The 23,462-nt window shown below is 66.5% G+C and carries 22 protein-coding genes; 4 read left to right on the top strand and 18 right to left on the bottom strand.

Annotated features, from left to right (window positions below):
- Positions 1 to 29: 29 nt before the first annotated feature.
- Genes GJ698_RS15490 through GJ698_RS15460 form a run of 7 tightly spaced genes read right to left on the bottom strand, consistent with a single transcriptional unit; the run spans position 30 to position 7,406 of the window.
- Complete coding sequence (locus GJ698_RS15490) at positions 30 to 596, bottom strand: hypothetical protein (protein WP_154358558.1); 567 nt, start codon at positions 594 to 596, stop codon at positions 30 to 32.
- A 38-nt stretch (positions 597 to 634) separates the two neighbouring features.
- Positions 635 to 1,009, bottom strand: coding sequence for a response regulator (locus tag GJ698_RS15485; protein ID WP_154358557.1), 375 nt, complete (start codon positions 1,007 to 1,009; stop codon positions 635 to 637).
- Positions 1,006 to 3,642, bottom strand: coding sequence for an ATP-binding protein (locus GJ698_RS15480; RefSeq protein WP_371865326.1), 2,637 nt, complete (start codon positions 3,640 to 3,642; stop codon positions 1,006 to 1,008). The genes GJ698_RS15485 and GJ698_RS15480 overlap by 4 nt, the downstream gene beginning before the upstream one ends.
- Before the next feature lie 4 nt (positions 3,643 to 3,646).
- Positions 3,647 to 4,384 carry a substrate-binding periplasmic protein gene (locus GJ698_RS15475; RefSeq protein WP_229260004.1) on the bottom strand — a complete coding sequence of 246 codons (738 nt, stop codon included), beginning with the start codon at positions 4,382 to 4,384 and terminating at the stop codon, positions 3,647 to 3,649.
- A 45-nt stretch (positions 4,385 to 4,429) separates the two neighbouring features.
- The gene (locus tag GJ698_RS15470) at positions 4,430 to 5,884 is read right to left on the bottom strand and encodes a Ppx/GppA phosphatase family protein (RefSeq protein WP_154358555.1); all 1,455 of its coding nucleotides are present in this window, start codon (positions 5,882 to 5,884) and stop codon (positions 4,430 to 4,432) included.
- Between the two features lie 57 nt (positions 5,885 to 5,941).
- Positions 5,942 to 7,105, bottom strand: coding sequence for a GGDEF domain-containing protein (locus GJ698_RS15465; RefSeq protein WP_154358554.1), 1,164 nt, complete (start codon positions 7,103 to 7,105; stop codon positions 5,942 to 5,944).
- Between the two features lie 25 nt (positions 7,106 to 7,130).
- A complete protein-coding gene (locus GJ698_RS15460) occupies positions 7,131 to 7,406 on the bottom strand; it encodes a hypothetical protein (RefSeq protein WP_154358552.1) in 276 nt (91 codons plus the stop codon).
- A gap of 92 nt (positions 7,407 to 7,498) precedes the next feature.
- On the opposite strand from GJ698_RS15460, the gene GJ698_RS15455 reads away from it, so the two are divergent.
- Entirely contained in the window at positions 7,499 to 8,239 is a 741-nt protein-coding gene (locus GJ698_RS15455; protein ID WP_503826445.1) for a spermine/spermidine synthase domain-containing protein, read from the top strand.
- A 123-nt stretch (positions 8,240 to 8,362) separates the two neighbouring features.
- The gene (locus tag GJ698_RS15450; RefSeq protein ID WP_154358551.1) at positions 8,363 to 11,215 is read left to right on the top strand and encodes a bifunctional diguanylate cyclase/phosphodiesterase; all 2,853 of its coding nucleotides are present in this window, start codon (positions 8,363 to 8,365) and stop codon (positions 11,213 to 11,215) included.
- Here the strand turns inward: GJ698_RS15450 and GJ698_RS15445 are convergent.
- From GJ698_RS15445 to GJ698_RS15430, 4 genes are all read right to left on the bottom strand, one after another.
- A complete protein-coding gene (locus GJ698_RS15445; protein ID WP_154358550.1) occupies positions 11,130 to 11,717 on the bottom strand; it encodes an SET domain-containing protein in 588 nt (195 codons plus the stop codon). The genes GJ698_RS15450 and GJ698_RS15445 overlap by 86 nt on opposite strands.
- 76 nt (positions 11,718 to 11,793) lie before the next feature.
- Positions 11,794 to 12,402, bottom strand: a complete 609-nt coding sequence (locus GJ698_RS15440; protein WP_154358549.1) for an FMN-binding negative transcriptional regulator — start codon at positions 12,400 to 12,402, stop codon at positions 11,794 to 11,796.
- Between the two features lie 8 nt (positions 12,403 to 12,410).
- Positions 12,411 to 12,683 carry a KTSC domain-containing protein gene (locus GJ698_RS15435; RefSeq protein ID WP_154358548.1) on the bottom strand — a complete coding sequence of 91 codons (273 nt, stop codon included), beginning with the start codon at positions 12,681 to 12,683 and terminating at the stop codon, positions 12,411 to 12,413.
- A gap of 20 nt (positions 12,684 to 12,703) precedes the next feature.
- Complete coding sequence (locus tag GJ698_RS15430) at positions 12,704 to 13,741, bottom strand: LacI family DNA-binding transcriptional regulator (RefSeq protein WP_154358546.1); 1,038 nt, start codon at positions 13,739 to 13,741, stop codon at positions 12,704 to 12,706.
- Between the two features lie 149 nt (positions 13,742 to 13,890).
- On the opposite strand from GJ698_RS15430, the gene gudD reads away from it, so the two are divergent.
- Both gudD and GJ698_RS15420 read left to right on the top strand, forming a co-directional pair.
- Positions 13,891 to 15,234, top strand: a complete 1,344-nt coding sequence (gene gudD, locus GJ698_RS15425) for a glucarate dehydratase (RefSeq protein WP_154358545.1) — start codon at positions 13,891 to 13,893, stop codon at positions 15,232 to 15,234.
- A 38-nt stretch (positions 15,235 to 15,272) separates the two neighbouring features.
- Positions 15,273 to 16,583: an MFS transporter gene (locus tag GJ698_RS15420; RefSeq protein ID WP_154358544.1), complete on the top strand. Its 1,311-nt coding sequence runs from the start codon at positions 15,273 to 15,275 to the stop codon at positions 16,581 to 16,583.
- On the opposite strand, the gene GJ698_RS15415 is transcribed toward GJ698_RS15420, so the two are convergent.
- The 7 genes from GJ698_RS15415 to GJ698_RS30490 all read right to left on the bottom strand — a co-directional run bounded on the left by GJ698_RS15415 (position 16,580) and on the right by GJ698_RS30490 (position 23,445).
- Positions 16,580 to 17,134, bottom strand: a complete 555-nt coding sequence (locus tag GJ698_RS15415; RefSeq protein ID WP_229260002.1) for a hypothetical protein — start codon at positions 17,132 to 17,134, stop codon at positions 16,580 to 16,582. The genes GJ698_RS15420 and GJ698_RS15415 overlap by 4 nt on opposite strands.
- 229 nt (positions 17,135 to 17,363) lie before the next feature.
- Positions 17,364 to 18,437: an alpha/beta hydrolase gene (locus GJ698_RS15410; RefSeq protein WP_154358543.1), complete on the bottom strand. Its 1,074-nt coding sequence runs from the start codon at positions 18,435 to 18,437 to the stop codon at positions 17,364 to 17,366.
- Positions 18,434 to 18,913, bottom strand: a complete 480-nt coding sequence (locus GJ698_RS15405) for an acyl-CoA thioesterase (RefSeq protein ID WP_503826184.1) — start codon at positions 18,911 to 18,913, stop codon at positions 18,434 to 18,436. The genes GJ698_RS15410 and GJ698_RS15405 overlap by 4 nt, the downstream gene beginning before the upstream one ends.
- Positions 18,914 to 18,973: 60 nt before the next feature.
- Positions 18,974 to 22,402, bottom strand: a complete 3,429-nt coding sequence (locus tag GJ698_RS15400; protein WP_154358542.1) for a response regulator — start codon at positions 22,400 to 22,402, stop codon at positions 18,974 to 18,976.
- Positions 22,403 to 22,477: 75 nt separating this feature from the next.
- Positions 22,478 to 22,843 (bottom strand): hypothetical protein, encoded by a 366-nt coding sequence (locus tag GJ698_RS15395; RefSeq protein WP_154358540.1) that lies wholly within the window; start codon positions 22,841 to 22,843, stop codon positions 22,478 to 22,480.
- Positions 22,844 to 22,954: 111 nt separating this feature from the next.
- Positions 22,955 to 23,095, bottom strand: coding sequence for a hypothetical protein (locus GJ698_RS30495; RefSeq protein WP_166454881.1), 141 nt, complete (start codon positions 23,093 to 23,095; stop codon positions 22,955 to 22,957).
- A gap of 209 nt (positions 23,096 to 23,304) precedes the next feature.
- Positions 23,305 to 23,445 (bottom strand): hypothetical protein, encoded by a 141-nt coding sequence (locus tag GJ698_RS30490; RefSeq protein ID WP_166454880.1) that lies wholly within the window; start codon positions 23,443 to 23,445, stop codon positions 23,305 to 23,307.
- Positions 23,446 to 23,462: the final 17 nt, after the last annotated feature.

Here is a 23,462-nt window from a genome sequence, read left to right as displayed (position 1 = left end):
TGTCATTTTCGTGACGTGTTGTTTTTTAATCAGGCCTTCTTCGGACGGCCGGTTTTCAGCTGCGGCAGGCCGGCCAGCACGTTTTTCAGCGTCGCCAGGTCAATCTGCGAGATCAGCGCCACGCCAATGCGCAGCAGTTCGCTCTTTTTCACTTCGAAACCGGCTTTCAGGGCGGCTTTCTTCACCTGGCCCAGCACCGCGTATTCGGCTTCCGGCATGGTGAAGCTGTCGCGCACCAGTTTTTCCTTGTGGACCTTGACCTTGGCCTCAGGCGCGGCGGCCGGCTTGGCGGCCTTCGGTGCGGCTGCTTTAGGTGCGGCTGCTTTAGGTGCGGCTGCTTTAGGCGCTGCCTTTGGAGCGGCTTTCGGTGCGGCGGCCTTCGGCGCAGCTGCTTTCGGCGCGGCTTTAGGCGCTGCCTTCTTCGCTACGGCCTTGGCAGGTGCGGCGGCTTTCGCTGGCGCCGGCTTGGCGACGGCTTTGCGCGCGACCGGTTTGACGGCGGCCTTCGGTGCTGCTTTCGGTGCTGGTTTTGCCACGGCCGGTTTGGCGGCAGCGGTTTTGGTTACGGTGGTTTTGGTGGCAGGTTTGGTCGCCATATTCACTCCAGGTTATTCAACAATATAAACAGTATATATCATTTCAGATGCGCCGCCACACGCGCGAATAGCAAATCGGGATTCACCGGCTTGCGCAGGAAGTCTACCGCACCGGCGCTGCGCCCTATCGTTTCGTCTTCCTGCAGACTCTTGGCGGTCAGGAACAATACTGGAATCGATGCACTCGCAGCGTCGGCCTTGAGCCGCTTGCATGTTTCAATGCCGTCCATGTCGGGCATCATGATGTCCAGCAGGATCAGGTCCACCCTGGAGGAAGCCACAATCTGCAAGGCGGTCGCCCCGCTGGTGGCGACCTTGGTGTGGTACTTGTCCTTCAACAGGTTGGACAGCAAGGTGAGGTTGTCCGGCGTATCGTCGACAATCAGCACCGTCGCCCGATGAATGGAATTCATAGTCCCTCCTGATGTCCAAGCGCCTCCGCCAGCAGCTTGCCGGCGGCCTTGAATTCATACTGCTCCATGTGGTGATCCAGCCGCGCCATCAGCTGCGGCGTCAACAATGTCGCCAAAGCGCCACGCGCACGCTCGAAATAGTCCGTGCTTTCGCCGCTGAAGTCCGCCAGCAGCGCCGCCAGTTCGGCCAATGCCTTGCGCGCGTCGGCCGCGCCTTCCACCGCGTCCGGCAGCGGCGCCACCGGCGGAATCACCTTCATCGATATGCCGAGCCAGCGCGACAGCGCGCTGTACAGGCGTTGCGGATCGATTGGCTTGGTGATGTAGTCCTGCATGCCCTCCTCCAGGCAGCGCGCCTGCACGCCGGCCACCGCGTGCGAGGTGACGGCGATGATGGGCAGTTCGTTGAAGCGGGCGTCGGCGCGCAGCAGCAGCGTGGCCTCGTGGCCGTCCATCAGCGGCATGCCGAGGTCCATCAGCACCAGGTCGTAGGCGTGCGGGCCGGCCGCCATCAGGCGCTCCACCGCTTCGCGGCCGTTGGCCACCACTTCCACGTCCAGCCCCTGCAGCTCCAGCAGCGCGCGCGTCACTTCCTGGTTATCGGCGCTGTCCTCGGCCAGCAGCACGCGCGCCGTGCGGCGCGACGCCGCGTCCGGCGCCGCATCGGCCGCCGGCCCATGCTGCACGGCCGACTGCAGCGACAGCGCCGCCGCGTCGGACAAGGCCAACGCCAGCTCGAAATGGAAGGACGAGCCGTGATCGACCTCGCTCTGCACGTCGATATTCCCGCCCATCAGGCGCACCAGCTGCTGCGAAATCGACAGCCCCAGGCCGGTGCCGCCGTACTGCCGCGTGGTCGAGCCGTTGGCCTGGCTGAAGGCGCGGAACAGCCGCGATTTCTGCTGCGGCGACATGCCGATGCCGGTGTCGCGCACGGTGAAGCGCAGCACCACCTTGCCGTCGGCGGCGGTGCCTTGCAGCTCGCAGCGCAGTTCCAGGCTGCCCTCCAGCGTGAACTTGACGGCGTTGTTCACCAGGTTGATCAGCACCTGCCCCAGGCGCAGCGGGTCGCCCACCAGATAGCGCGGCACGCCCGGCCCCATCTCCACCACGTAGTTCAGCTGCTTGTCGGCGGCGCGCTGCGCCGTCACGCTGCTGACGTTGGCCAGGACGTCCTCCAGCGCGAACGGAATCGCCTCCACCTCCAGCCGCCCGGCCTCGATCTTGGAAAAGTCGAGGATGTCGTTGATGATGCCCAGCAGCGTCAGCGCCGCGCGGTGGATCTTGCTGATGTAGTCGTGCTGCCTGGGCGTCAGTTCGGTGCGCAGCGCCAGGTAGGCCATGCCGATGACGGCGCTCATCGGCGTGCGGATCTCGTGGCTCATATTGGCCAGGAATTCGGACTTGGCGATGTTGGCCGCTTCGGCCATCACGTTGGCCGTCACCAGCTTTTGCTCGCGCTCGCGCCGTTCGCTGATGTCGCGGATGAAGGCGCAGAATTCGTAGCTGTTGCGCTCCTCCGTCCTCACCTGCGTGATCGCCAGTTCGATCGGAAATTCCTCGCCGTTGCGGCGCAGGGCGTAGACTTCGATGCGGGTATCGAGCACGCCGCTGCTGACGCCCGTCAGGTAGCGCTGCATGCCGCGCTTGTGCTCATAGCGGAAGCGCGGCGGGATGATGGTCTGGTCCAGCGGCAGGCCCAGCGCCTCCTCGCCCTTCCAGCCGAAAATCACCTCGGCCTGGCGGTTCCAGCCGACGATGCGCCCTTCCAGGTCCATGCGCACCACCGCGTCCAGCGCCGTGTCGACGATGGTTTGCAGCTTGGCCTGGCTGTCGCGCGCCTGCTGGATGCTGCGCGTCAGTTCCACCGTGCGGTCGGCGATGCGCTGTTCCAGCTGGCCATTCAGGTCGCGCAGTTCGCGTTCGGCGTCGCGCAGCCGCGTCAGCGTGTCGCGGAAGCGCAGCACGGCGTCGGACAGCCGCCCCACCTGATCCTCGCGGCCGATGCCGGACAGCTTGATGTCGGTCTCGCCGCGCGTCAGCTTTTCCAGCCCGGTGCGGATATCGGCGAACGGCCGCGCCGCGCGCCGCCCCACCAGGAAGATGGAAAACACGATGCCCAGCGCCAGCAGCAGGTTGGCCGCCACCGTGTTGACGATCTGCCGTTTCAGGTCGGTGTCCATCTGCTGGCGCGAGTACGCCAGGTCGATGGCGCCGACCGGGTAGCTGCGGCGGGCGTCGCTGAAGGCGATCTCGCGCCGCACGCGGATCGACGCCGCCGGCTCCTTCATCGGCGACACGTAGCTGGCCAGCTCCGCGCCGTTGGGGCCCAGTACGCGCAGCACCAGCACTTCCGGCGTGGCGGCCGAGGCGTCGACCACGCTGTTGACGGCGGCGCTGTTGATGTCGAACAGCGGCCGCGCCAGCGCCTGCGACAGCACCGCCGCCAGCCGCTCGGCGCGTTCGTGCAAATTCTGTTCGGCCTCGCTGCGCAGGGCCTGCATCACGTAGGTGGTGTAGATGGCGGTGGAGATGTCCACCGCGAGGAAGATGCCGAAGCCGAGGCGCAGCAGGATGTTGCGGCGCCAGGCCAGCCGCAGTTGGGTCAGCGGTCCGCCGCCGTCGCTTAGCACGTGGTCAATGATGGACTCCTTGCGCCTCCGCCAGCTTGCGGTAGGCCGGGCTGTTGCGGGCCTGTTCCATCTCGCTCCAGATGCGCGCCGCCAGCTGCGGCCTGGACGCCACCAGCGCGTGTGACAGGATCAGGAAATACGGTTTCTCGATGATGGGAATCGGCAGCTGATCGAGCTGCGCGCCGAGCGGGCCGCGCATCAGGCCGGCGGCGTCGCTGCCGCCCACCGCCGCGGCGGCCAGCCGGCCGGCGATCAGCTTGCGCGCCAGCTCGTCGGCGCGCTGGCTGCCCTCGTCCACCTCCAGGTTCTGCGCGCGCAGCACGTCGCCCACCGAGTAGCCCAGCTGGAAGCCGATGGCGCCGTCCAGGTGGCTGAACTGCTTGCCGTCCCACGTCACTTGGCTGCCCTTGCGGCGCAGCACTACGTAGCTGTCGGTGTGCATGCGCTTGGAGGCGTCGACTTCCTGGCCGCCGGGATATTCACCGAGCTCGCGGCGGTCGGCCTTGTAGCTGACCGCGAAGGCGCCGTCGACCGCGTTGGCCTTCAGCTGCGCCAGGCAGCGCTTCCACGGGATGCTCTGGAAATCGAAATGGATGTCGAGCCGCTGTTCGACCATCTTGAGCAGCGCGAAATTCAGGCCGCCGCCCTTCTCGGTGCGCCACGGCTTGACGTCCTGCGCCTCGTAGCACAGGGTGACGCTGTCCCTGGCCGCAGCCGCCACCGGCGACAGGACTAGCAACATGCAAGCGCAATAGCGAGTAATCCTGTCGTGCATGGCGTCTCCTGGTTAGCCGCTGGTCCGGATCAGGAAGTCTACACCCACTTCGTCCCACTGCTCCTGTTCCTTCTCCAGCCAATAGGACAGCGTGGGGTGCTGGGCCACCCAGTCGCGCTGGATTTCCAGCTCGATGCGGCTCTTGAAGCGCAGCTTGATCTGGGTGAAATCGAGGTCGATGCGCGAGTGCATGAACAGCACCGCCAGCCGGAACGCCACGATGGCCTTGGCGAAGTCGGTTTCGGCCAGCACCTCGGCCACCTTGCGCAGATTGCCCTTGTGGGCGACGATCATGCCGCTCATGGTGCGCTGCTCGCGCGCGGTAAAGCCGGGCAAATCGGCGTTGGCGATGATGTAGGCGGCGTGCTTGTGGTAGCCGGTGTGCGACACCACCATGCCCATTTCGTGCAGCAGCGCGCTCCAGTACAGCAGGCGGTTGTACTGGTCGCCGGCCGGCTTGGTCTGGGCGTACAGCGCCAGCGCGTCGACCGCCACGCGGTTGGCGCGCCGCTGGTCGACGTGGAAGCGCTGCACGCAGGCCTGCACCGACTGTTCGCGCCGATCGCGCTTGGTCGAGCGCAGGTGCAAATCCCACATCACGCCCATGCGCAGGCCGGCCTCGATCGGCACCACCAGCGGGATGTCCAGTTCGCGCACCAGGCCGATCAGAATCGCCAGGCCGCCGATGATGGTCGAGGCGCGGTCGGGCTTCAGGCCGGGCATGTCGATCTTGCTGACATGGCCGCACTCGATGAAGCGCTGTTTCAGCGCCTCCAGCGACTGGGCGTTGACTTCGCGCCCCAGGCCGTTCTTGATGATGATGTCGGCGATGGTGCGCGCGGTGCCGGAGGAGCCGTAGCACTGCTTCCAGAATTGCGGGTGGTACGGCGGCGCCGCATCCTCGAAGTGGCTGCGCGCCGACAGGATGGCCGCTTCGAACGACGGCCCGTCGACCCGGCCGCCGATGAAGAACGACAGGCTTTGCTTGACGGTGCCGACGCTGAACGATTCGACCTTCTCGATTTCCGGCCCGCGCCCGAGTATCAGTTCGGTCGAGCCGCCGCCGATGTCGATCACCAGCCGGCGTTCGCCGGGCAGCGCGACGGCGGCCGCCACGCCCATATAGATCAGGCGCCCCTCTTCCTCGCCGGAGATGATCTCGATCGGGTAGCCGATCGCCAGTTCGGCCTCCGGCAGGAAGGCGGCGCCGTTGCGCGCCACGCGCATGGCCGATGTGGCCACCACCCGCACCGCATCGAGCTTGTAGGCCGCCAGCACGGTGCGGAAGTTCTTCAGGCAGTTGAGGGCCGTCTGCATGGCGGCCGGCGTCAGGTTGCCGTCCTTGTCCAGCCCTGCGGCCAGGCGGATCGGCTCGCGCACGCTTTTCAGTACGCGGATGGCCTCTCCATCGTGCTTGCCGATGTGGAGGCGAAAACTATTGGAACCCAGGTCTACGGCTGCGTACATATATTTGGAATCTGACTAAACGATTTACACCATTATAAGCACGATATGCCTACTTTGTTACGTCTTGATGACTTCAGCTTCCGCGACGCGATTGCGGCCGGCCTGTTTGGCCGCCTGCAGCGCCTCGTCGGCGCGCTTGAACAGGCTGACGGTGCTGTCTTCGGCGCGGATGGTGGTCACGCCCAGGCTGGCCGTCATGTTGATGATGGCCTTTTCCGCCTTGACCGGCAGCGCGGCGACGGCGTGGCGGATGCGCTCCGCCACCATGCTGGCATCCTCCAGCGAGGTGCGCGGCAGCAGGATGGCGAATTCGGCGCCGCCCAGGCGGCCCATCTGGTCGGAATCGCGCAGCTGCTTCTTGCAGACGTCGACCATGGCTTTCAGCACCACGTCGCCGGCGGTGTGGCCGTAGCTGTCGTTGACGCGCTTGAACTGGTCCAGGTTGAGGATGATCAGCGCGGTCGGCATGCCGGGCCGGCGCGCCAGCGCGATCCACGGCGTCAGCGCGGTGTAGAAGCCGCGCCGGTTCGGCACGTCGGTCAGGGGATCGACCACTTCCAGCCGCGCCAGCTCGCCGCGCTCCTGCTCGCGCGCCAGCAGCAGATAGCCGAAGGCGTTGCCGAGCATCATTAAATACAGGGCGATGACGCCGACCGCCTGCACCGCGACCGGATTCAGCCAGCGGCCGCCGTCCGGCAGCAGCGACAGCACGCCGCGCGCCAGCACCGCCGCCGTCAGCACCAGCATCCACAGCACCAGGCTGCGGTGCAGCAGGCTGCCGCTGCGCCAGCCGCGGCCCAGCGCGGCGGCGCCGGCAAGGAAGAAGAAGGCGCTGGCCGCCGCGCCGATGGCGATGCGGCCGCCGGCCGGCAGCTGCAGCAGCCAGGCCGCGACGTAGACGCCGATGGCGGCGCCCAGCGCCGGCACCAGGTAGGGCCGCCAGATGCGGCGCCCGGCCTGCTCCCAAAGCGCGGCGGCGTCCAGCGCGAAGCCGGCGAACAGCACGGCGTTGGCGATCGGGATGGTCAGCAGGTCCGGCAGGTCGCCGCGCAAATACAACAGACACCAGGCCAGCGCCTGGCATTGCTTGGCGCGGGCCCAGGTGGCGTGGCCGTGCGCGCCCTGGCCGGCGCGGCGGGCGCCGGCCGCAAAAAAGAACAGCGCTGCGCACAGGCTCAGATTGCCCAGTGCCAGCGCCAGCAGCAAGGTTTTGATGTCCATGCGCGCCGCCCGTCAGTCGCCGGGCTCAGACCTCGTGTTCGACGTTGCTGCTGCCGTCGCCCATCTTGCTGGACCAGGCCTGGGTGAAGAAGGCTTTTTCGTCTTCGTTGGGGGCGTCGTGCCAGAACACGATCAGCGTGCCCTTGTGGTCGTGCAGCTGGCTGACTTTCTCGATAAAGCTCTGCTTGCCGGCCAGGTCGGCCAGCGCCGCCACGTAGCCGTAGACGCGGCTCAGGCGTTCCAGGCGGTCCGGCTCGGTGAAGCTGTTGGTGGCGGTAAGCGTAGGGTGGTCTAAAAACATCGTATCTCTCTCCAAGTTGGCCGCCGAGGGGCTGGCCCGTGCTGACGCCATGCTACTATGATTCCCTATGTAAATCCACATCCCGACAAAACTTGACGCCACCCGCCAACCGCCCGCCGCCGCAAGTCCGCACCGTGGGCGACAAGCGCCTGCTGGAATTCCAGCCCGGCATGGTGCAGAGCGAGATGCGCCTGTCGCGCCCGGACCACCTGGTGCTCAGCTATGTGCGGGCCATGATGTGCTTCGTGCTGTTCCAGCCGCGGCCGGAACACATCGTCATGGTCGGCCTGGGCGGCGGCTCGCTGGCGAAGTTCTGCTACCGCTATCTGCCGCACAGCCGCATCACGGTGCTGGAGCTCGATCCGGCGGTGATCGCGCTGCGCGAGCAGTTCGCCATCCCGCGCGACAACGCCCGCTTCCGCGTGGTGCAGGCCGACGCGGTCGACTACATGCCGCACCTGGCCGGCAGCGCCGACGTGCTGCTGGTCGACGGCTTCGACGCCGAGGGCCTGCCGCCGGCGCTCGGCAGCGCCAGATTTTACGCCGACTGCCGGCGCGCGCTGCGGCCCGGCGGCGTGCTGGTGGCCAATCTGTTCAGCTACGATCCCCACTATCCGGCCATGGTGAAGCGGCTGCGCGCCGCCTTCCAGGGCCGCATCTGCGGGTTTACCGGCATCGCCGGCAATAACCGCATCGTGTTTGCGGTCCAGGGCGGCGGCCCCTCGCCGGCGCTGGCCATGCAGCGCCGGGTGGCGCGCACCGGGGGCCTGGCGCTGCCGCTGCTGAACCGGCTGCTGGCGCACTGGATCGTGTTGCGGCTGCGCTGGGGCTGAGCCGCGCCATGTGGTTATTTGACAAATAATCTGTCGCCACGGCATTTTTTGTGACACACTAGCTAGCATCACTGCGGTCCCCAGCCCCGCCCGCGCCGAGTCACCCCTTCCGGAAAGCGCGCCATGCCGTCTTCCCGCAAAACCTCCCGGATCTCGCTGGCCGCCATCCTGACCTTGCTGACCGGACTGGCCGTCACCGGCCTGCTGTTCATCGCCGTCAGCGCGCTGGAGTACAGCAAGATGGAGCTCAGTTTCCAGCAGCGCGGCCATATGCGCGCCGCCGCCATCCGCCGCGGCATGGACGACACGCTGGAGCTGGTGACCATCCTCAACGGCGTGTTCAAGACGATGGGCGTGGTCAGCCGCGAGCAGTTCGCCAGCTTCACGCAGCCGCTGCTGGAGCGCTATCCCTTTGTCCAGGCCTTCAATTTCCACCGCGTGCTGGACGACGCCGCGGCGCGCCGCTACGAGGCCGAGATGCGGCTGCGCTATCCCGGCTACCAGCTGCACGACGCCGGCAACCTGCCGCTGGCGCCGCGCGCGCAGCACGTCATCGTCGACTACCTGGAGCCGCTGGAGGGCAACGAGGCCGCCTTCGGCCTCGACGTCGCCTCGCTGGCGCCGATGGCGCGCGCCATCGCCGAGGCGGTCGACAGCGGCCAGCCGCGCACCACGCCGCTGATGCGGCTGGCGCAGGAACGGGCCCAGCAGCAGGGCTTTGTCCTGATGCTGCCGGTGTACCGCGCCGGCGCCGACCTCGGCACGGTGGAACGGCGCCGCGCGGCGTGGCTGGGCAACACCAGCGCGGTCATCCGCTCCACCGACCTGATCCAGAAGATCCTGCTGGCGGCCGACCTGCTCGACGACCCGGAGCTGCTGGTGCAGGTCTACATCGGCGACGACCTGCGGCCGGCCAACCTGGTCTACACGCGCGGCCGCGCCAGCGGCGAGGTGCCGGCGCCGCACTGGCTGCAGCGCTGGCTGGCCTTCGATTACCGCGAGCCCTATGTGCGCACCTTCAACGCCGCCGGCAAGTCCTGGCATGTGCAGGTGACGCCGCTGGAGCGGCCGTTCCTGCCGCACCACCTGGGCTCGCTGTCGACGCTGCTGGGCGGCCTGCTGTTCTCGCTGCTGACGGCGGCCTTCGTCAATTCGCTGGCGCGGCGTTCGGTGCGGGTCCAGCGGCTGGTGGACGAGCGCACCCACGCGCTCAAGCTCAGCAACGACAAGCTGGCCGACGACGTCGCCGCCCGCAAGCGCACCGAGGAGGCGCTGCAGGAGAGCGAGCACCGCTTCCGCCGCCTGCTGGCGCTGTCGTCGGACTGGTACTGGGAGCAGGACGAGCAGTTCCGCTTCACCAACATCACCGGCGGCTTCTTCGACAAGGGCAAGCAGGATCCGCAGGCCTTCCTCGGCAAGACGCGCTGGGAGGCGCAGCCGGACAAGTGGGACAACCGCAACGGCCGCGACCACAAGGCCACGCTGGAGGCGCACCTGCCGTTCTCCAACCTGGAGTATTCGCTGCTGGGCGTGGACGGCCAGACCCACTGGTTCCTCACCAGCGGCGAGCCGGTGTACGACCGCCGCGGCCAGTTCCGCGGCTACCGCGGCACCGGCACCGAGATCACCGAGCGCAAGCTGGCCGAGCAGCGCATCCAGCACATCGCCCACCACGACGTGCTGACCGGCCTGCCCAACCGGGTGCTGCTGCAGGACCGGCTGGCGCAGGCGGTGGCGTTTGCCAACCGCAGCGGCAAGCCGCTGTGGGTCATGCTGATCGACCTGGACCGCTTCAAGTTCGTCAACGACAGCATGGGCCACAAGGCCGGCGACCAGCTGCTGCAGACGGTGGCGCAGCGGCTGCAGGACAGCGTGCGCGACAGCGACACCGTGGCGCGCCTGTCGGGCGACGAGTTTGTCGCCATCCTGACCGAGTACCCGGAGCAGGCGCTGTCGCACGACGTGGCGCAGCGCATCATGCGCGCCGTGACCCAGCCGGTGATGCTGGAGGGCAAGGAGTTCTTTGTCACCTGCTCGATCGGCGTGGCGGTGTACGGCGCCGACGGCACCTCGGCCCAGCGTTTGATCGAGCACGCCGACATCGCCATGTACCGCGCCAAGAAGCTGGGCCGCAACAATGTCCAGTTCTACGAGCCGACCATGAACGAGGAGGCGCGCGAGCGGCTGCGCATCGAGAGCGCCCTGCGCAGCGCGCTGGAGCGACAGGAATTCGTGCTGCACTACCAGCCGCAGGTGGATGTGCAGAGCGGCCGGGTGGTCGGCATGGAGGCGCTGCTGCGCTGGCAGCATCCGGAGCTGGGCATGGTGGCGCCGCACCGCTTCATCGGGCTGGCCGAGGAGACCGGCTTAATCGTCGAGATCGGCGCGTGGGTGTTGCGCGAGGCCTGCAGCCAGGCGCGCGCCTGGATCGACGCCGGCTTCGGCGCGCTGCGCATCGCTGTCAACCTGTCGCCGCGCCAGTTCGGCGAGCCACAGCTGGTCAGTTCCATCGCCGAGGTGCTGCGCCAGACCGGGCTGCCGCCGGCCTGCCTCGACATCGAGCTGACCGAGGGCCTGTTCATGCACGATGTGACGCAGGCGGTGGAGCTGCTGCACAAGCTCAAGTCGCTGGGACTGGCGCTGTCGATCGACGATTTCGGCACCGGCTATTCGAGTTTTTCCTATCTGCGCCACTTCCCCATCGACGTGCTGAAGATCGACCGTTCGTTTGTCAGCGATATCGGCGACGGCGACGAGGCGGCCATCGTGGTGTCGATCATCGCGCTGGCCCACAACCTGAAGTTGCGGGTGATCGCCGAGGGCGTGGAGACCGCCAGCCAGCTGGACTGCCTGCGCCGCAACGGCTGCGACGAGATCCAGGGCTATTATTTCAGCCCGGCGCTGCCGGCTGCGGACTTTGAGCAGCTGCTAATCCAGGGCCGTACGCTGCAGGAACCGCTGGCGCATCCGGCGTGAGCGGCTTCGGCTTGCGCTTGCGCGGCTTGGGCGCCAGCATGGTGCCGCTGCAGCGGGCGGCGCCGCAGCGGCAGGCGAAGGCGCGCTTGATGGCCGGCGTGTGGCGGCCTTCGTAGATCAGCGGGTAGGAATAGCTGAGCTCTTCGTCCTGGCGGATGTCGTGCAGCGCGTAGATGAAGATGCGGCCATCCTCTTCCTCGATGGCTTCGCAGTTCGGCTCGCATGAGTGGTTGATGTAGCGCGCTTCGTTGCCGTGGTCGCCGCCGTCGATGACGTTGCCGTTGGCCAGGCTGAAGAAGAAGGTGTGGTTGTGCGGGCCGCCCTGCACTTCGGCGCGCAGCTGCGCTTCTTCCCAGGTGATTTCGCGGCCGCCGTATTCGACGATGCGTTCGCCGGGGGCGATGTCGCGCTGGGCGAATACGCCGTTGCCGTGGACCGCGGAGCGTTCGACACGGAAGGCGGGGGCAACTGGCTGGTTTTCTGGTTGGCTGGCGCTGGACATGGCGATCAATAAGGTCGACGATTTTTTGATTAAACCACAGCCATCCAGCGGAAACAATCGGATTCCGGTATTTTGCTCAGCCGTCCGTCATCAGGCGCTGCATGGCGGGACAGCGGCCTTCGGCGGCCAGGCCGTGCAGCACGCCCTGGCGGTCCGGTTCCTGGCGGTTCTGGCTGATCTTCCACTTGCCTTCGAGGCGGGCGATGGGGATTTCGACGCCGACGATGGCGCGCAGTTGCGCGGCGATGAAGTCGGGCGGCGCGTCGTCCACGCTCCACGGCTGGACGCGGGCGCTTTCCTGGCGCGCGGTCATCTCGGCGATCTGCTGCCGTACCCAGGCCGCGTCGTCCAGCACCTGCGGCGTGCCGCGCGCCTGCACCATGACGAAGTTCCAGGTCGGCACCACTTTCTCGTGCTCGGCTTTCGACGGATACCAGGACGGCGTGACATAGCATTCCGGGCCCTGGAACAGCACCAGCGCTTCGGCGCCGGCGCGCAGGTCGTCCAGCTGGCGGTTGTTGCGCGCCAGGTGGGCGCGCAGCACGTCGCCGTGCAGGGTGAACGGGATCAGGTTGGCGCACAGGCCGGCGGCGCCGCTGGTGATCAGCGTCGCCAGCGGGTGGCTGTGGATCAGCGCGTGCAGGACTTCCAGGCGCTGCTCGCGGAACAGGGCGGGACAGTGCATGGCGCTCCTTAGCCGTCGCTGGGCGGCTTGAACAGGTCTTCGAGGTCGGCGCGGGTGGTCGGCTTGCGCACCACGCCGCGCCGGCCCGTGTATTCCTCCTCGATGTTGTCGCGGTAGTAGCTCCAGGCGGCGCCGGAGGTCGACAGCTTGCGCCACACCTCGTTGCCGACGCCGGAATAGTCGATGGCGCTGCCGTCGTCGAACTCGACGCGCAGCAGCTTGTCGCGCGTGTCGTAGCCGATGGCCCGCAGTTTTCCCGCATTGATGCGTTTCATTTCCATGCCGGCCTCCGTGGTCGATATTATGTGCTGCCGCGCTGGATGAACTGGAAGCCGGTGTCGTTCAGGCTGGGAACCGCCTTGCCCTCCACCCGGTCCAGGATCGCTTGCGCCGCCATATGTCCGATATTAGCGCCATCCACGCGCACAGTCGATAGCGGCGGATGGGTGCGCGCGGCAAAATTGAGGTCGCCGAAGCCGACCACCGCCAGCTGCCGCGGCACCTCGATGCCGCGCGCGATGGCTTCGGTCAGCACGCCGTGCGCCAGCGTGTCGGAGCTGCACACCACGGCGTCGATGTCGGGATGCTGCGCCAGCAGCAGGGCCGTGCCGTCGCGGCCCAGGCCGAAGGTCGACGGCAGCGGCATGATCTGCAGCGCCGCCACTTCGACGCCGTGCTTGGCCAGGCCGGCCTGCAGGCCCTGGTTGCGGCGCGCCGCGCGCGGGTCCTGCACCGCCAGGATGGCGATGCGGCGGTAGCCGCGCGCCAGCAGATGCTGGGCGATGGCGTGGCCCACCTCCTCGTGCGAGAAGCCGACCATCATGTCGACCGGCGACGGCGTCAGGTCCCAGGTTTCCACCACCGGCACCTGCGACGCCTGCAGCCGGCGGCGGGTGCTGTCGGTGTGCAGCGAGCCGGTCAGGATGACGCCGTCGGGGCGGCGGCTGAGGATGGTCTCGACCAGCAACTCCTCGCGCCACGCCTCGTAGCTCGACAGGCCCAGCATCACCTGGTAGCCGGCCGCCGTCAGGTGGTCGCTGGCGGCCTGCGCCATGTCGGCGAAGATCGGCGTCGAGATGGTCGGCAGCACCAGCGACACCAGCCGGCTGCGCGACGAGGCCAGCGCGCCGGCCATCATGTTTTTCACGTAGCCGGTCTGCGCCACCGCCGCCTGCACCCTGGCCACGGTGTTCGGCCGCACCAGTTGCGGCTGGTTCAGCGCGCGCGACACGGTGATCGGCGACACGCCGGCCACCTTGGCGACGTCGGCCAGCGTGGCGCCGCTGACCGGCACCTCGCCACTGGCGGTGCGCAAGGTGCGCAGGTCTGTCTTGTCCATGGTATTGATGATAAACGGTGATGTGAAATTATAACATCGCACATCATTTTTAATCATTTTATTTTGCGTATCCAAGCAGGTTTTTCTTGAAATTAACGGGCCAGTCGACTACCATCCACGATGACAGCGCAATCATTTATGGAGACATCATGACCCAAACAACCACCGACACGCCCCGTATTGTTGCCATGCGCGTCATTCCCGTGGCCGGCCACGACAGCATGCTGCTGAACCTGAGCGGCGCCCACGGCCCCTATTTCACCCGCAACATCGTGATCCTCACCGACAGCCTGGGCAACACCGGCGCCGGCGAGGTGCCGGGCGGCGAGAAGATCCGCCAGACGCTGGAGGACGCCAGCGCGCTGGTGCTGGACCAGCCGATCGGCAACTACCACGCCATCCTCAACGCGGCGCGCGCCGCCTTCGCCGACCGCGACGCCGGCGGCCGCGGCCTGCAGACCTTCGACCTGCGCATCGCCGTGCACGCGGTGACGGCGCTGGAAGCGGCGCTGCTCGACCTGCTGGGCCAGTTCCTCGGCGTACCGGTGGCGGCCCTGCTGGGCGAAGGCCAGCAGCGCAGCGCGGTGGAAATGCTGGGCTATCTGTTCTACGTCGGCGACCGCACCGCCACCACCCTGCCCTACGCGGCCACGCCGGCCGACGCACCGGACGCCTGGACCCGCTTGCGCTACGAGGCGGCGCTGACGCCGGACGCCATCGTCCGGCTGGCCGAGGCGGCCTACGAGCGCTACGGCTTCAACGACTTCAAGCTGAAAGGCGGCGTGTTCCGCGGCGAGGAGGAGATCGAGGCGGTCACCGCCCTCCACGAACGCTTCCCGCAGGCGCGCGTGACGCTTGATCCGAACGGCGGCTGGCTGCTGAAGGATGCGATCCGCCTGTGCCGCGACCAGGGCGAGGTGCTGGCCTATGCCGAGGACCCGTGCGGCGCCGAGAACGGCTATTCGGGGCGCGAGGTGATGGCCGAGTTCCGCCGCGCCACCGGCCTGCTGACCGCCACCAATATGGTGGCCACCGACTGGCGCGAGATGCGTCACGCGATCCAGCTGCAGTCGGTCGACATTCCGCTGGCCGATCCGCATTTCTGGACCATGCAGGGCTCGGTGCGGGTGGCGCAGATGTGCCATGAATGGGGCCTGACCTGGGGCTCGCATTCGAACAACCACTTCGACATTTCGCTGGCCATGTTCACCCACGTGGCGGCGGCGGCGCCGGGCAACATCACCGCCATCGACACCCACTGGATCTGGCAGGACGGCCAGCACCTGACCAGGAATCCGCTGAAGATTGAAGGCGGCATGGTGCAGGTGCCGACCCGCGGCGGCCTCGGTGTGGAGCTCGACCTGGACGCCATCGAGCGGGCCCACCATCTGTACAACAACATGGGGCTGGGCGCGCGCGACGATGCGGTGGCGATGCAGTTCCTGATTCCGGGCTGGAAGTTCAACAACAAGATGCCTTGCATGGTTCGCTAACAACAGCAATAACAACCACAAGAACCACAAGGAGACTCATGACTACCATCGCCAGCACCACCGGCGGCGTCGCTGCCGCCCCTTCCGTTCTCGACCGGGCCGTCAGCAAGGTCAAGTGGCGCATCTTGCCGCTGTTCGTGGTGATGTTCATCGCCAACTACATCGACCGCGTCAACATCGGCTTCGTGCGCTCGCACCTGGAGAAGGACCTCGGCATCGGCGCCGCCGCCTTCGGCTTCGGCGCCGGCATCTTCTTCCTCGCGTATGCGGTGTTCGAGGTGCCGTCCAACATCCTGCAGCAGCGCTTCGGCGCCAAGGCCTGGCTGACCCGCATCATGGCCACCTGGGGCATCGTCGCCACCGGCATGGCCTTTGTGCAGGGCGAGACCTCGTTCTACATCGTGCGTTTCCTGCTGGGCGTGGCCGAGGCCGGCTTCTTCCCGGGGGTCGTGTATTACTTCACGCAGTGGCTGCCGAACAGCGAGCGCGGCAAGGCGATGGCGATCTTCCTCAGCGGCTCGGCGCTGGCCTCGGTGATTTCCGGGCCGCTGTCCGGCGCGCTGCTGTCGATCCAGGGCGGCGGCTTCCACGGCTGGCAATGGATGTTCGTCATCGAAGGCCTGGCCTCGGTGGCGCTGTGCTTCGTGGTGTGGTTCTTCCTCGATTCGCGGCCGGAAGACGCCAAGTGGCTGAGCAACGAGGAACGGCGCGAGCTGGCGGCCGTCATCGAAGCCGAACGCAAGGAGCGCGACGCCAACCGGCCGCCGCACGCCAGCATGTTCTCGCTGCTGAAGGACAGCCGCATCGCGCTGTTCTGCCTGATCTTCTTCGCGATCCAGCTGACCATCTACGGCGCCACGTTCTGGCTGCCGAGCATCATCAAGAAGATGGGACAGTTCTCGGAATTCGAGATCGGCCTGTTCAACTCGATTCCGTGGATTATCTCGATCGCGGCCATGTATATGTTTGCCACGCTGGCGCAGAAGCACCGCAACCAGCAGGCGTGGGTGGCGGTGGCGCTGATCGTGGCGGCGTGCGGCATGTTTGCCTCCACCACGGGCGGCCCGGTGTTTGCGTTCGTGGCGATCTGCTTCGCGGCGATCGGCTTCAAGGCGGCGTCCTCGCTGTTCTGGCCGATTCCGCAGGGTTATCTCGACAGCCGCATCGCGGCGGCGGTGATCGCGCTGATCAACTCGCTGGGCAACCTGGGCGGCTTTGTCGCGCCCGCCACCTTCGGCTATCTGGAGCAGAAGACCGGTTCGATCCAGGGCGGCCTGTATGCGCTGTCTGCGGCGTCGGTGATCGCGGCCGGCCTGATCTTCCTGACGCGCGGCAGAAAGTCGGCCTAGTCCTGGCGCCGGCAGTCGGCGGCGCGCTGCCAGCGCGCGCTGCCGGGCAGGCGCAGCCAGATGGCTCGCCAGGCATTGCGCGTGCCGCAGCCTTGTGTGTTGGCCAGCCGCGATGGCGTGGTCGGGCCGTTGACGCTGATGATTTGTTCGTCTTCCACTTTGGCGTAGATCGAACGGCCGCCGTAGATGGTGCGCAGTTCGGTGCCGTTCGGCAGGAAGAGCTGCTTCCATTGGTAGCCACGGCTTGTTTCAGGGCCGCTGCCGGCAGCGCCGGACGCGGGGCCCGGCGCGGCAGTTGGCGCTGGCACGGTCTGTGGCGGTGCGGCGGACGCTTGGCTCGCAGTGCTGTCGTTTGACTCGTCGTTTTCGTCTTGCTCTTCGCGCCATGGGCAGCGTGCGGCGGGTGTCGTGGCGATCCATTGCTGGATGAGCGCGGAGACTGCGGCTGCGGTTTTGTCGCCGTAGAAGCCTTCGCCGGTATGTTCCGTCAGGGCGCAGAATACTTTGCTGGGCAGGTACATGCCGCCGATAGGATGGTCAGGGTGGTCCATATTTTTCTCCCCTCTAAAATCTCTATTTTCTCTATTTCGCTCTAATTCAATAGAAAACGCTAGAAAACACTAGAGAAATAAAGTGTTGCTCACTCTATTTCGCTCTAATTTCTCTATTTTCTCTAAATGGCCTCTCTGTTTTAGAGCGAAATCTAGCGAAATAGTTCAATCTCTAGCGTTTTAGAGGTTTTAGAGCTTTTAGAGCCCGAAATATATAGAGGGGGTGTACTCAGTCCCTGGCCAACGGGCGGACGTATTCGCGCAGGCTGACCAAGGTCTTGCCCGGCTCCTCGAACTGCACCAGGTGCGCCGAGTTTTCAAACCAGACGCCTCGCTTGTACGGCGCGCGCACCTTGGCCAGCCAGGCCGCCGTCGGCCCGGACGGCGTGGTGTAATCATGACGCCCCATGAACATCACGACCGGCACCGGAAACCTGCCGACCGGTTTGAAGTCCACCGTCAGCCATTCATTCAGCACGCGCTCCAGCGTCAGCAGGCTGCCCTTGTCGATGGCCTGCACCGCCCTGTCGTCATACTCCGGCGACAGCAGGGGCGCATTGAAGTAGTAAGCGAAATCGCCGCGATACGCGGCCAGCCCACCGTAATGCTGGGCCCAGGTGCGCTCCACGATGATGCGCTCGCGCGTGATCGGCGTATCGCCCGGATACGGCGCAATCGCCTCCAGCTCCTTGATGGCCTGCTGATTGCCCTCCCTGCGCGCCTGCGCCAGCGCAAAATCGAAACTGACCTTCTCGTTATCCAGCATGCTGATCACCTGGCCGATGCCGACATAGGCATGGAACAGCTCCGGATGCTCCAGCACCGCGCGCATGCCGACCACCGTGCCCCAGCTATGCCCGACCAGGATCACCTTGCGCTTGCCGTAGCGCCGGGCGACGGCCTGCGCGATCTCGACGGCATCATCCACGAACTGGCCGATGCGCAGCGTCGGCCGCACGGCGTCGGCATCATTGTCCAGATACGTGCGGCCGGCGCCGCGCTGGTCGTAATTCACCACGGTGAAATACTCTTCCAGCGGACGCTGGTACAGCCACATGGTCGGCGCACTGGGCGAAGCCGGGCCGCCGTGCACAAACAGCAGCACCGGATTGGCGCGGTCCTGCCCGCGCGTGTAGATCCACTGCTCGATGCCGCCGATGCGCAGCGTGAAGTTCTCCTGCACGCCGTTGGGCGCGACAATGCGGCTGACATCGCCGATGATGTCGCGCGCGGTCGGCTCGGCCGCCAGCCCGGGCACGGCGGCCAGCGCGGCCGCCGCCAGCAGCAGCGCGCGCCGTTTCATTTTTTGCGGTTGCCGTGCACCATCTGGCGCGCCTGCTTGCGCAGCAGCGCCTGTTCCCAGCGCTGCTTCTGCTCTTCCGTCTCGGGCACCAGCTCCGGCACCTTGACCGGTTTGCGGTCCTTGTCCACCGCCACCATCGTGAAGTAGCAGCTGTTGGCGTGGCGCACCAGGCGCTGCTGGATATTCTCGGTCACCACGCGGATGCCGACCTCCATCGAGGTGTTGCCGGTGTAGTTGATCGACGCCAGGAACGTCACCAGCTCGCCGACGTGGATAGGCTGCAGGAACATCACCTGGTCCACCGACAAGGTCACCACATAGCTGCCCGAATAGCGGCTGGCGCAGGCATAGGCCACGCTGTCGAGGTATTTGAGGATGGTGCCGCCGTGGACATTGCCTGAGAAGTTAGCCATATCGGGCGTCATCAGCACGGTCATGCTCAGTTCATGCTCCACCCAGTTCATCGGTTTTTCCATTGCATCGCTCCTAGTTGTGGTTGGCTCCATGCTAGCCGCTAAGCTTGCCATTCGCAAATACTACTGCGGGCGGCTTTCGGTCAGCAGCTGCTCGATGTCCCCGGCCACGCCGGGACAGGCGGCCAGCACCTGTTCCAGCGGCGCCCAGGCGGCGGCATCCTGCTTCAGGGCCTGTTCCGCCTGCTGCGCCAGCAGCGCCAGCCGGTCGGCGCCGACGGTGCCGGCCAGCCCTTTCAGCGTGTGCAGCGCCGGCAAGGCGGCGCCGCAGTTGCGCTCCTCGCGCGCGCGCTGCAGCTGCGCCGTCAGCTTCTCGGCTTCGGTGATGAAGCTGCCCAGCGCGATCTTGTAGATCGACTCCAGCCCGCCCAGCCGCTTCAGCGCCGCCGCGCTGTTCAGGCCCGCCGCCGGCAGCGGCGCCGATGTGACGGCCGCCGTCGTCGTTGCGGCCGCCGTCGCCGGCGCGGCCGTTGTTGGCGCCGCCAGCGCCACGCCATCGCGCCGCGCGTGTTTCAGAATCACCTCGATCAACTGCTCCAGATCGAAGGGCTTGCCGATATGATCGACCATGCCCGCCTCCAGCGCGGCGATGCGGTCGGCCGCCATGGCGTTGGCGGTCATCGCCACGATCGGCGGCGTGCGCACGCCAAGCCGGCTCTGGATCGCCTGCGTGGTCTGGTAGCCGTCCATCTCCGGCATCTGGATATCCATCAGGATCAGGTCCGGCAGCGGACCGCTGCGCGCCAGCACGCCGAGCGCCATCTGGCCCGAACTGGCCACCTCCACCTGCGCGCCGTCATGGCCGAGCAACTCGCTGGCCACCTGCTGGTTGGCCGGATTATCGTCGACCAGCAGCAGGCGCAGGCCGGCCAGGCGGCGCTGCGGCGGCGCCAGCGCCGCCGCCAGCGGCTTGCGGTGCTCCAGCCGCGCGTCGGCCACCGCGTCGAACAGCATCGACGCCGTCACCGGCTTGACCACGAAACCATCCAGCACCGGCGCAATATCCATCTGCCGCTGCGCCAGCAGCTCGCGGTCGTGCGCGGTCACCATCACGATCAGCGGCGTCTTGCCGGCCGGCGCCAGCTGGCGGATGCGGCGGCTGGTTTCCCAGCCATCCATGGCCGGCATGCGCCAGTCGATGAACACCACGTCATACGCCTTCTGGCGCGCCAGCTGCACACCGATGGCGTCGAGCGCCTCATAGCCGTCGGCCGCCACATCGACGCGCCAGCCGAACGACGCCGCCATCTCGCGCAGCACCGTGCGCGCCACCGGATTATCGTCCACCACCAGGCAGGACAGGCCGCGCATCAGGGCATCGTGCAGCGGCAGGGCGCCCAGCGGCGCCGCCTCCGGCTGCTCCAGCGAAATGCCGAAATCCACCGCGAAATCAAACACGCTGCCCTGCCCCACCTCGCTGACCACGCGCAGCGTGCCGCCCATCATGCGCACCAGGCGCTGGCTGATGGCCAGGCCCAGGCCGGTGCCGCCGAAGCGGCGCGCGGTCGACGCCTCGGCCTGCGAAAAGCCGTCGAAGATGCGCTCGCACTGCTCGGGCGCGATGCCGATGCCGGTGTCGCGGATGGCAAACGCCACCGACAGCGTCTGCTCGGTGTGCGCCACCAGCTGCGCCGACACCACCACCTCGCCGCGTTCAGTGAACTTGATGGCGTTGCCGGCCAGGTTCAGCAGAATCTGCTGCAGGCGCAGCGCGTCGCCCACCACCATGGCCGGCAGCGCCGGATCGATGCGGAACAGCACCTCGATATTCTTGTCGCCGACATTGGCCGACAGGATTACCGCCAGATCGCGCCACAGCTTGTCGAGGCGGAACGGATGCGGATCGAGCGCCAGCTTGCCGGCCTCCACCTTGGAAAAGTCCAGCACATCGTTGAGCAGGCCCAGCAAGGCGCTGGCCGCCGCGTGCGCCTTGTCGACATAATCCTGCTGGCGGCCGCTCATCTCGGTCTGGCGCAGCAGCTGCAGCATGCCCAGCACCGCGTTCATCGGCGAGCGGATCTCGTGGCTCATATTGGCGACAAAGTCGGACTTGGCGCGGCCGGCCTTGTCGGCCGCCTCCTTGGCCTGCAGCAGGCCGTCGTGCGCGGCGCGCAGCTCGGTGCTGTCGGTGCTGCTGCCCACCCAGCTCAGAATCGCGCCATCGGCGTCGCGCTGCGGCAGCGCGTGGTTGTCGAACACGCGCCAGACGCCGTCGTGGCGGCGCAGCCGGCAGTCGCAGCGGAACTGGTCGCCGTCGGCCAGCGCGCGCTGCCAGGCCGCCGTCAGGGTCGGCAAATCGTCCGGATGGATCACCCGCGACCAGTCGCCGCCGGCCATCAGCTGCGCCGCCGGCAGGCCGCTGAAGCTTTCCCAGTGATGGCTCATGAAATCGATGCGCAGGGTCGGCGTGGCGGTCCACACCATCTGCGGCAAGCCCTCGGTCAGCGAGCGCCAGCGCGACTCCGAGGCCCGCAGCTGGGTCAGCGACTGCTGCAGGGCCTGGTCGGCCTCGCCCAGCGCCGCCAGCGACTTGTACTGCTCGCGCAGGCCGAAGCGCACGCCGCGCAGCAGCACCAGCGCCAGCCCGATCAGCACCACCAGGAACAGCGAGGCGTTGCGGATCTCCTTGTACCATGGCGCCAGGAAATCGTCGCTGGCCATGCCGACGATCACATACACCGGATAGGCGCCCACCTTCTCGACGCTGAGCGTGCGTTCCAGCCCGTCGCGCGGACTGACCACCGTGTAGCTGGCGCGCTGCTGCTTGCCGTCGAGGATGGCCTGGGTGGCCGGCGTCACCTTGATGGTGCTGCCGAACGCCATGTCGGCCGCCTCCGGATAGCGGTGCAGCACGCGCCGCCGGTCGTCCAGCAGCAGGATGGAGCCATGCTCGCCGATATTCAGGCCGGCAAACGCCTCGCTCATGCGCGAACTGTTCATCAGCACATAGGCGGTGCCGCCGAAGCCGCCGTCCGGCAGGGTCAGCGGATAGACCAGCGGCAGCACCCACTCGCCGGTGATGCGCGACTGCACCGGCACGCCGAACACCAGCTCATGCGCGGTCGGCATGCGGGCAAAGAACTCGCGCACGCTCAGGTCCTGCGGATGCTGCAGATCGATCTGCTCGCCGTAGATGACCATGCCGGCCGCGTTGGAGCCGCGCACCGCCTGCGCGTGCGGCAGCCGCTCCTTCAGGCTGCGCAGGTAGGCGCTGTAGCGTTCGTCGCTGAAGCGGCCGTCCTGGTGCTGGCTGCGGAATTCGAGGTCGGCGCGGCGCATGGCCAGGTCGACCTCCTGGAAATGCGAGTGCAGGAAATTTTCCAGCGAAATGGCGAGGTTGTGCGAGGTTTCCTCGGCCGCCGCGTAATAGCGCTTGCGGCTCTGGTTCAGCACATGGACCACGAACAGCGCCACAATCAGCAGCACCACCACCACCGCCGTGGCCAGCACGCGGAACAGTTTGCGGAACTTTCTCAGCGTGTTGGTTGTCATGACAAAGGGGCACTCACTCTTGCTGTGTTAACCATACATTACAGCAAAAAAAACGCTCCCGGAGGAGCGTTTTCATCAAAAGCCTTGATTGGTGATGTCCTGCAGCGATTCCCGGCCCTTGTCGCTGAGTTCGAAACCGCCCTCGGCGCGTTCCAGAATGTGCGATTTCTTGCCCAGGAACATGGCCACATCGGCGTCCAGCGTGGCGCCGGGCTGGGCCGACACGGCGCGCAGGCCCAGCACGCAACGGTGCAGGAAGATGGTTTGCTCGCCCTTGTCGGTCAGCGAAATACGGCCGTTATGGGCGATGCTGATCAGTTTGAGGCCGGACAGGCGCTTGGTGTTGCGGCCGATGCAGGCGCTGACGCGGTCGCCCTTGATGCCGCGTTGGATTTCGTACAGGGCGTCATATTCGTCCTGCGTGAATTTTTCATTCTTCATTGCCATTTTTTCCATAAGAGACTGCTGCGGCCCTCATGGTACGCGCACGGCGGCACGGCGGCAAGGCGCATGCCGCCTTCTCTGCGCAATCAGCTGGCAACCAGGGCGGGATTACTGCAGCGCGCGGATCACCAGCCAGGCCAGGCCGATGCTGGCGAAGGCGGCGAGGCAGATCATGGCTTGTACACGCTTCGCGCTCAGGGCGACGCTGCGGCGGCCGAGGTAGATTTTGTTGTGTAAGGAATTGCCCATGATTGCTCTCCGTGAAAGGAACGTGACGACATGACTAAATTATAGAAACTCTTTCATGACCTCCGTGTGACGCCGGACACAAAGCAGCAAATATGTATCCACAAAGCAACAATCATCACACTTTCTCACGGCCTTACAGAGCGTGGAACCAGCATACCGTCCGTTCCACGCAACGGACGGTGCGCCAACGCACATAAGCCCGCTAATGCTCAGGTTTTGATGGGCGGTCTGGGCGGCGTCGGTTCTTCGATCGGCGCCTGTTCCGGCAGCGGCGTGTTGTCCGGCGGCGGGTCTTTTTCCGGCGGCGGCGGTGGCACTTCCGGATCGGGGGTGGTGTGAGCGTACAGCATGCGTCCTCCTGAACATA

It is taken from the genome of Duganella aquatilis, assembly GCF_009674565.1.
In the GTDB taxonomy this organism is placed as follows: Bacteria; Pseudomonadota; Gammaproteobacteria; order Burkholderiales; family Burkholderiaceae_D; genus Rugamonas; species Rugamonas aquatilis.
The sequence above is the reverse complement of the archived record's forward strand: the minus strand, read 5'-3'. Positions and strand labels throughout refer to the sequence as shown.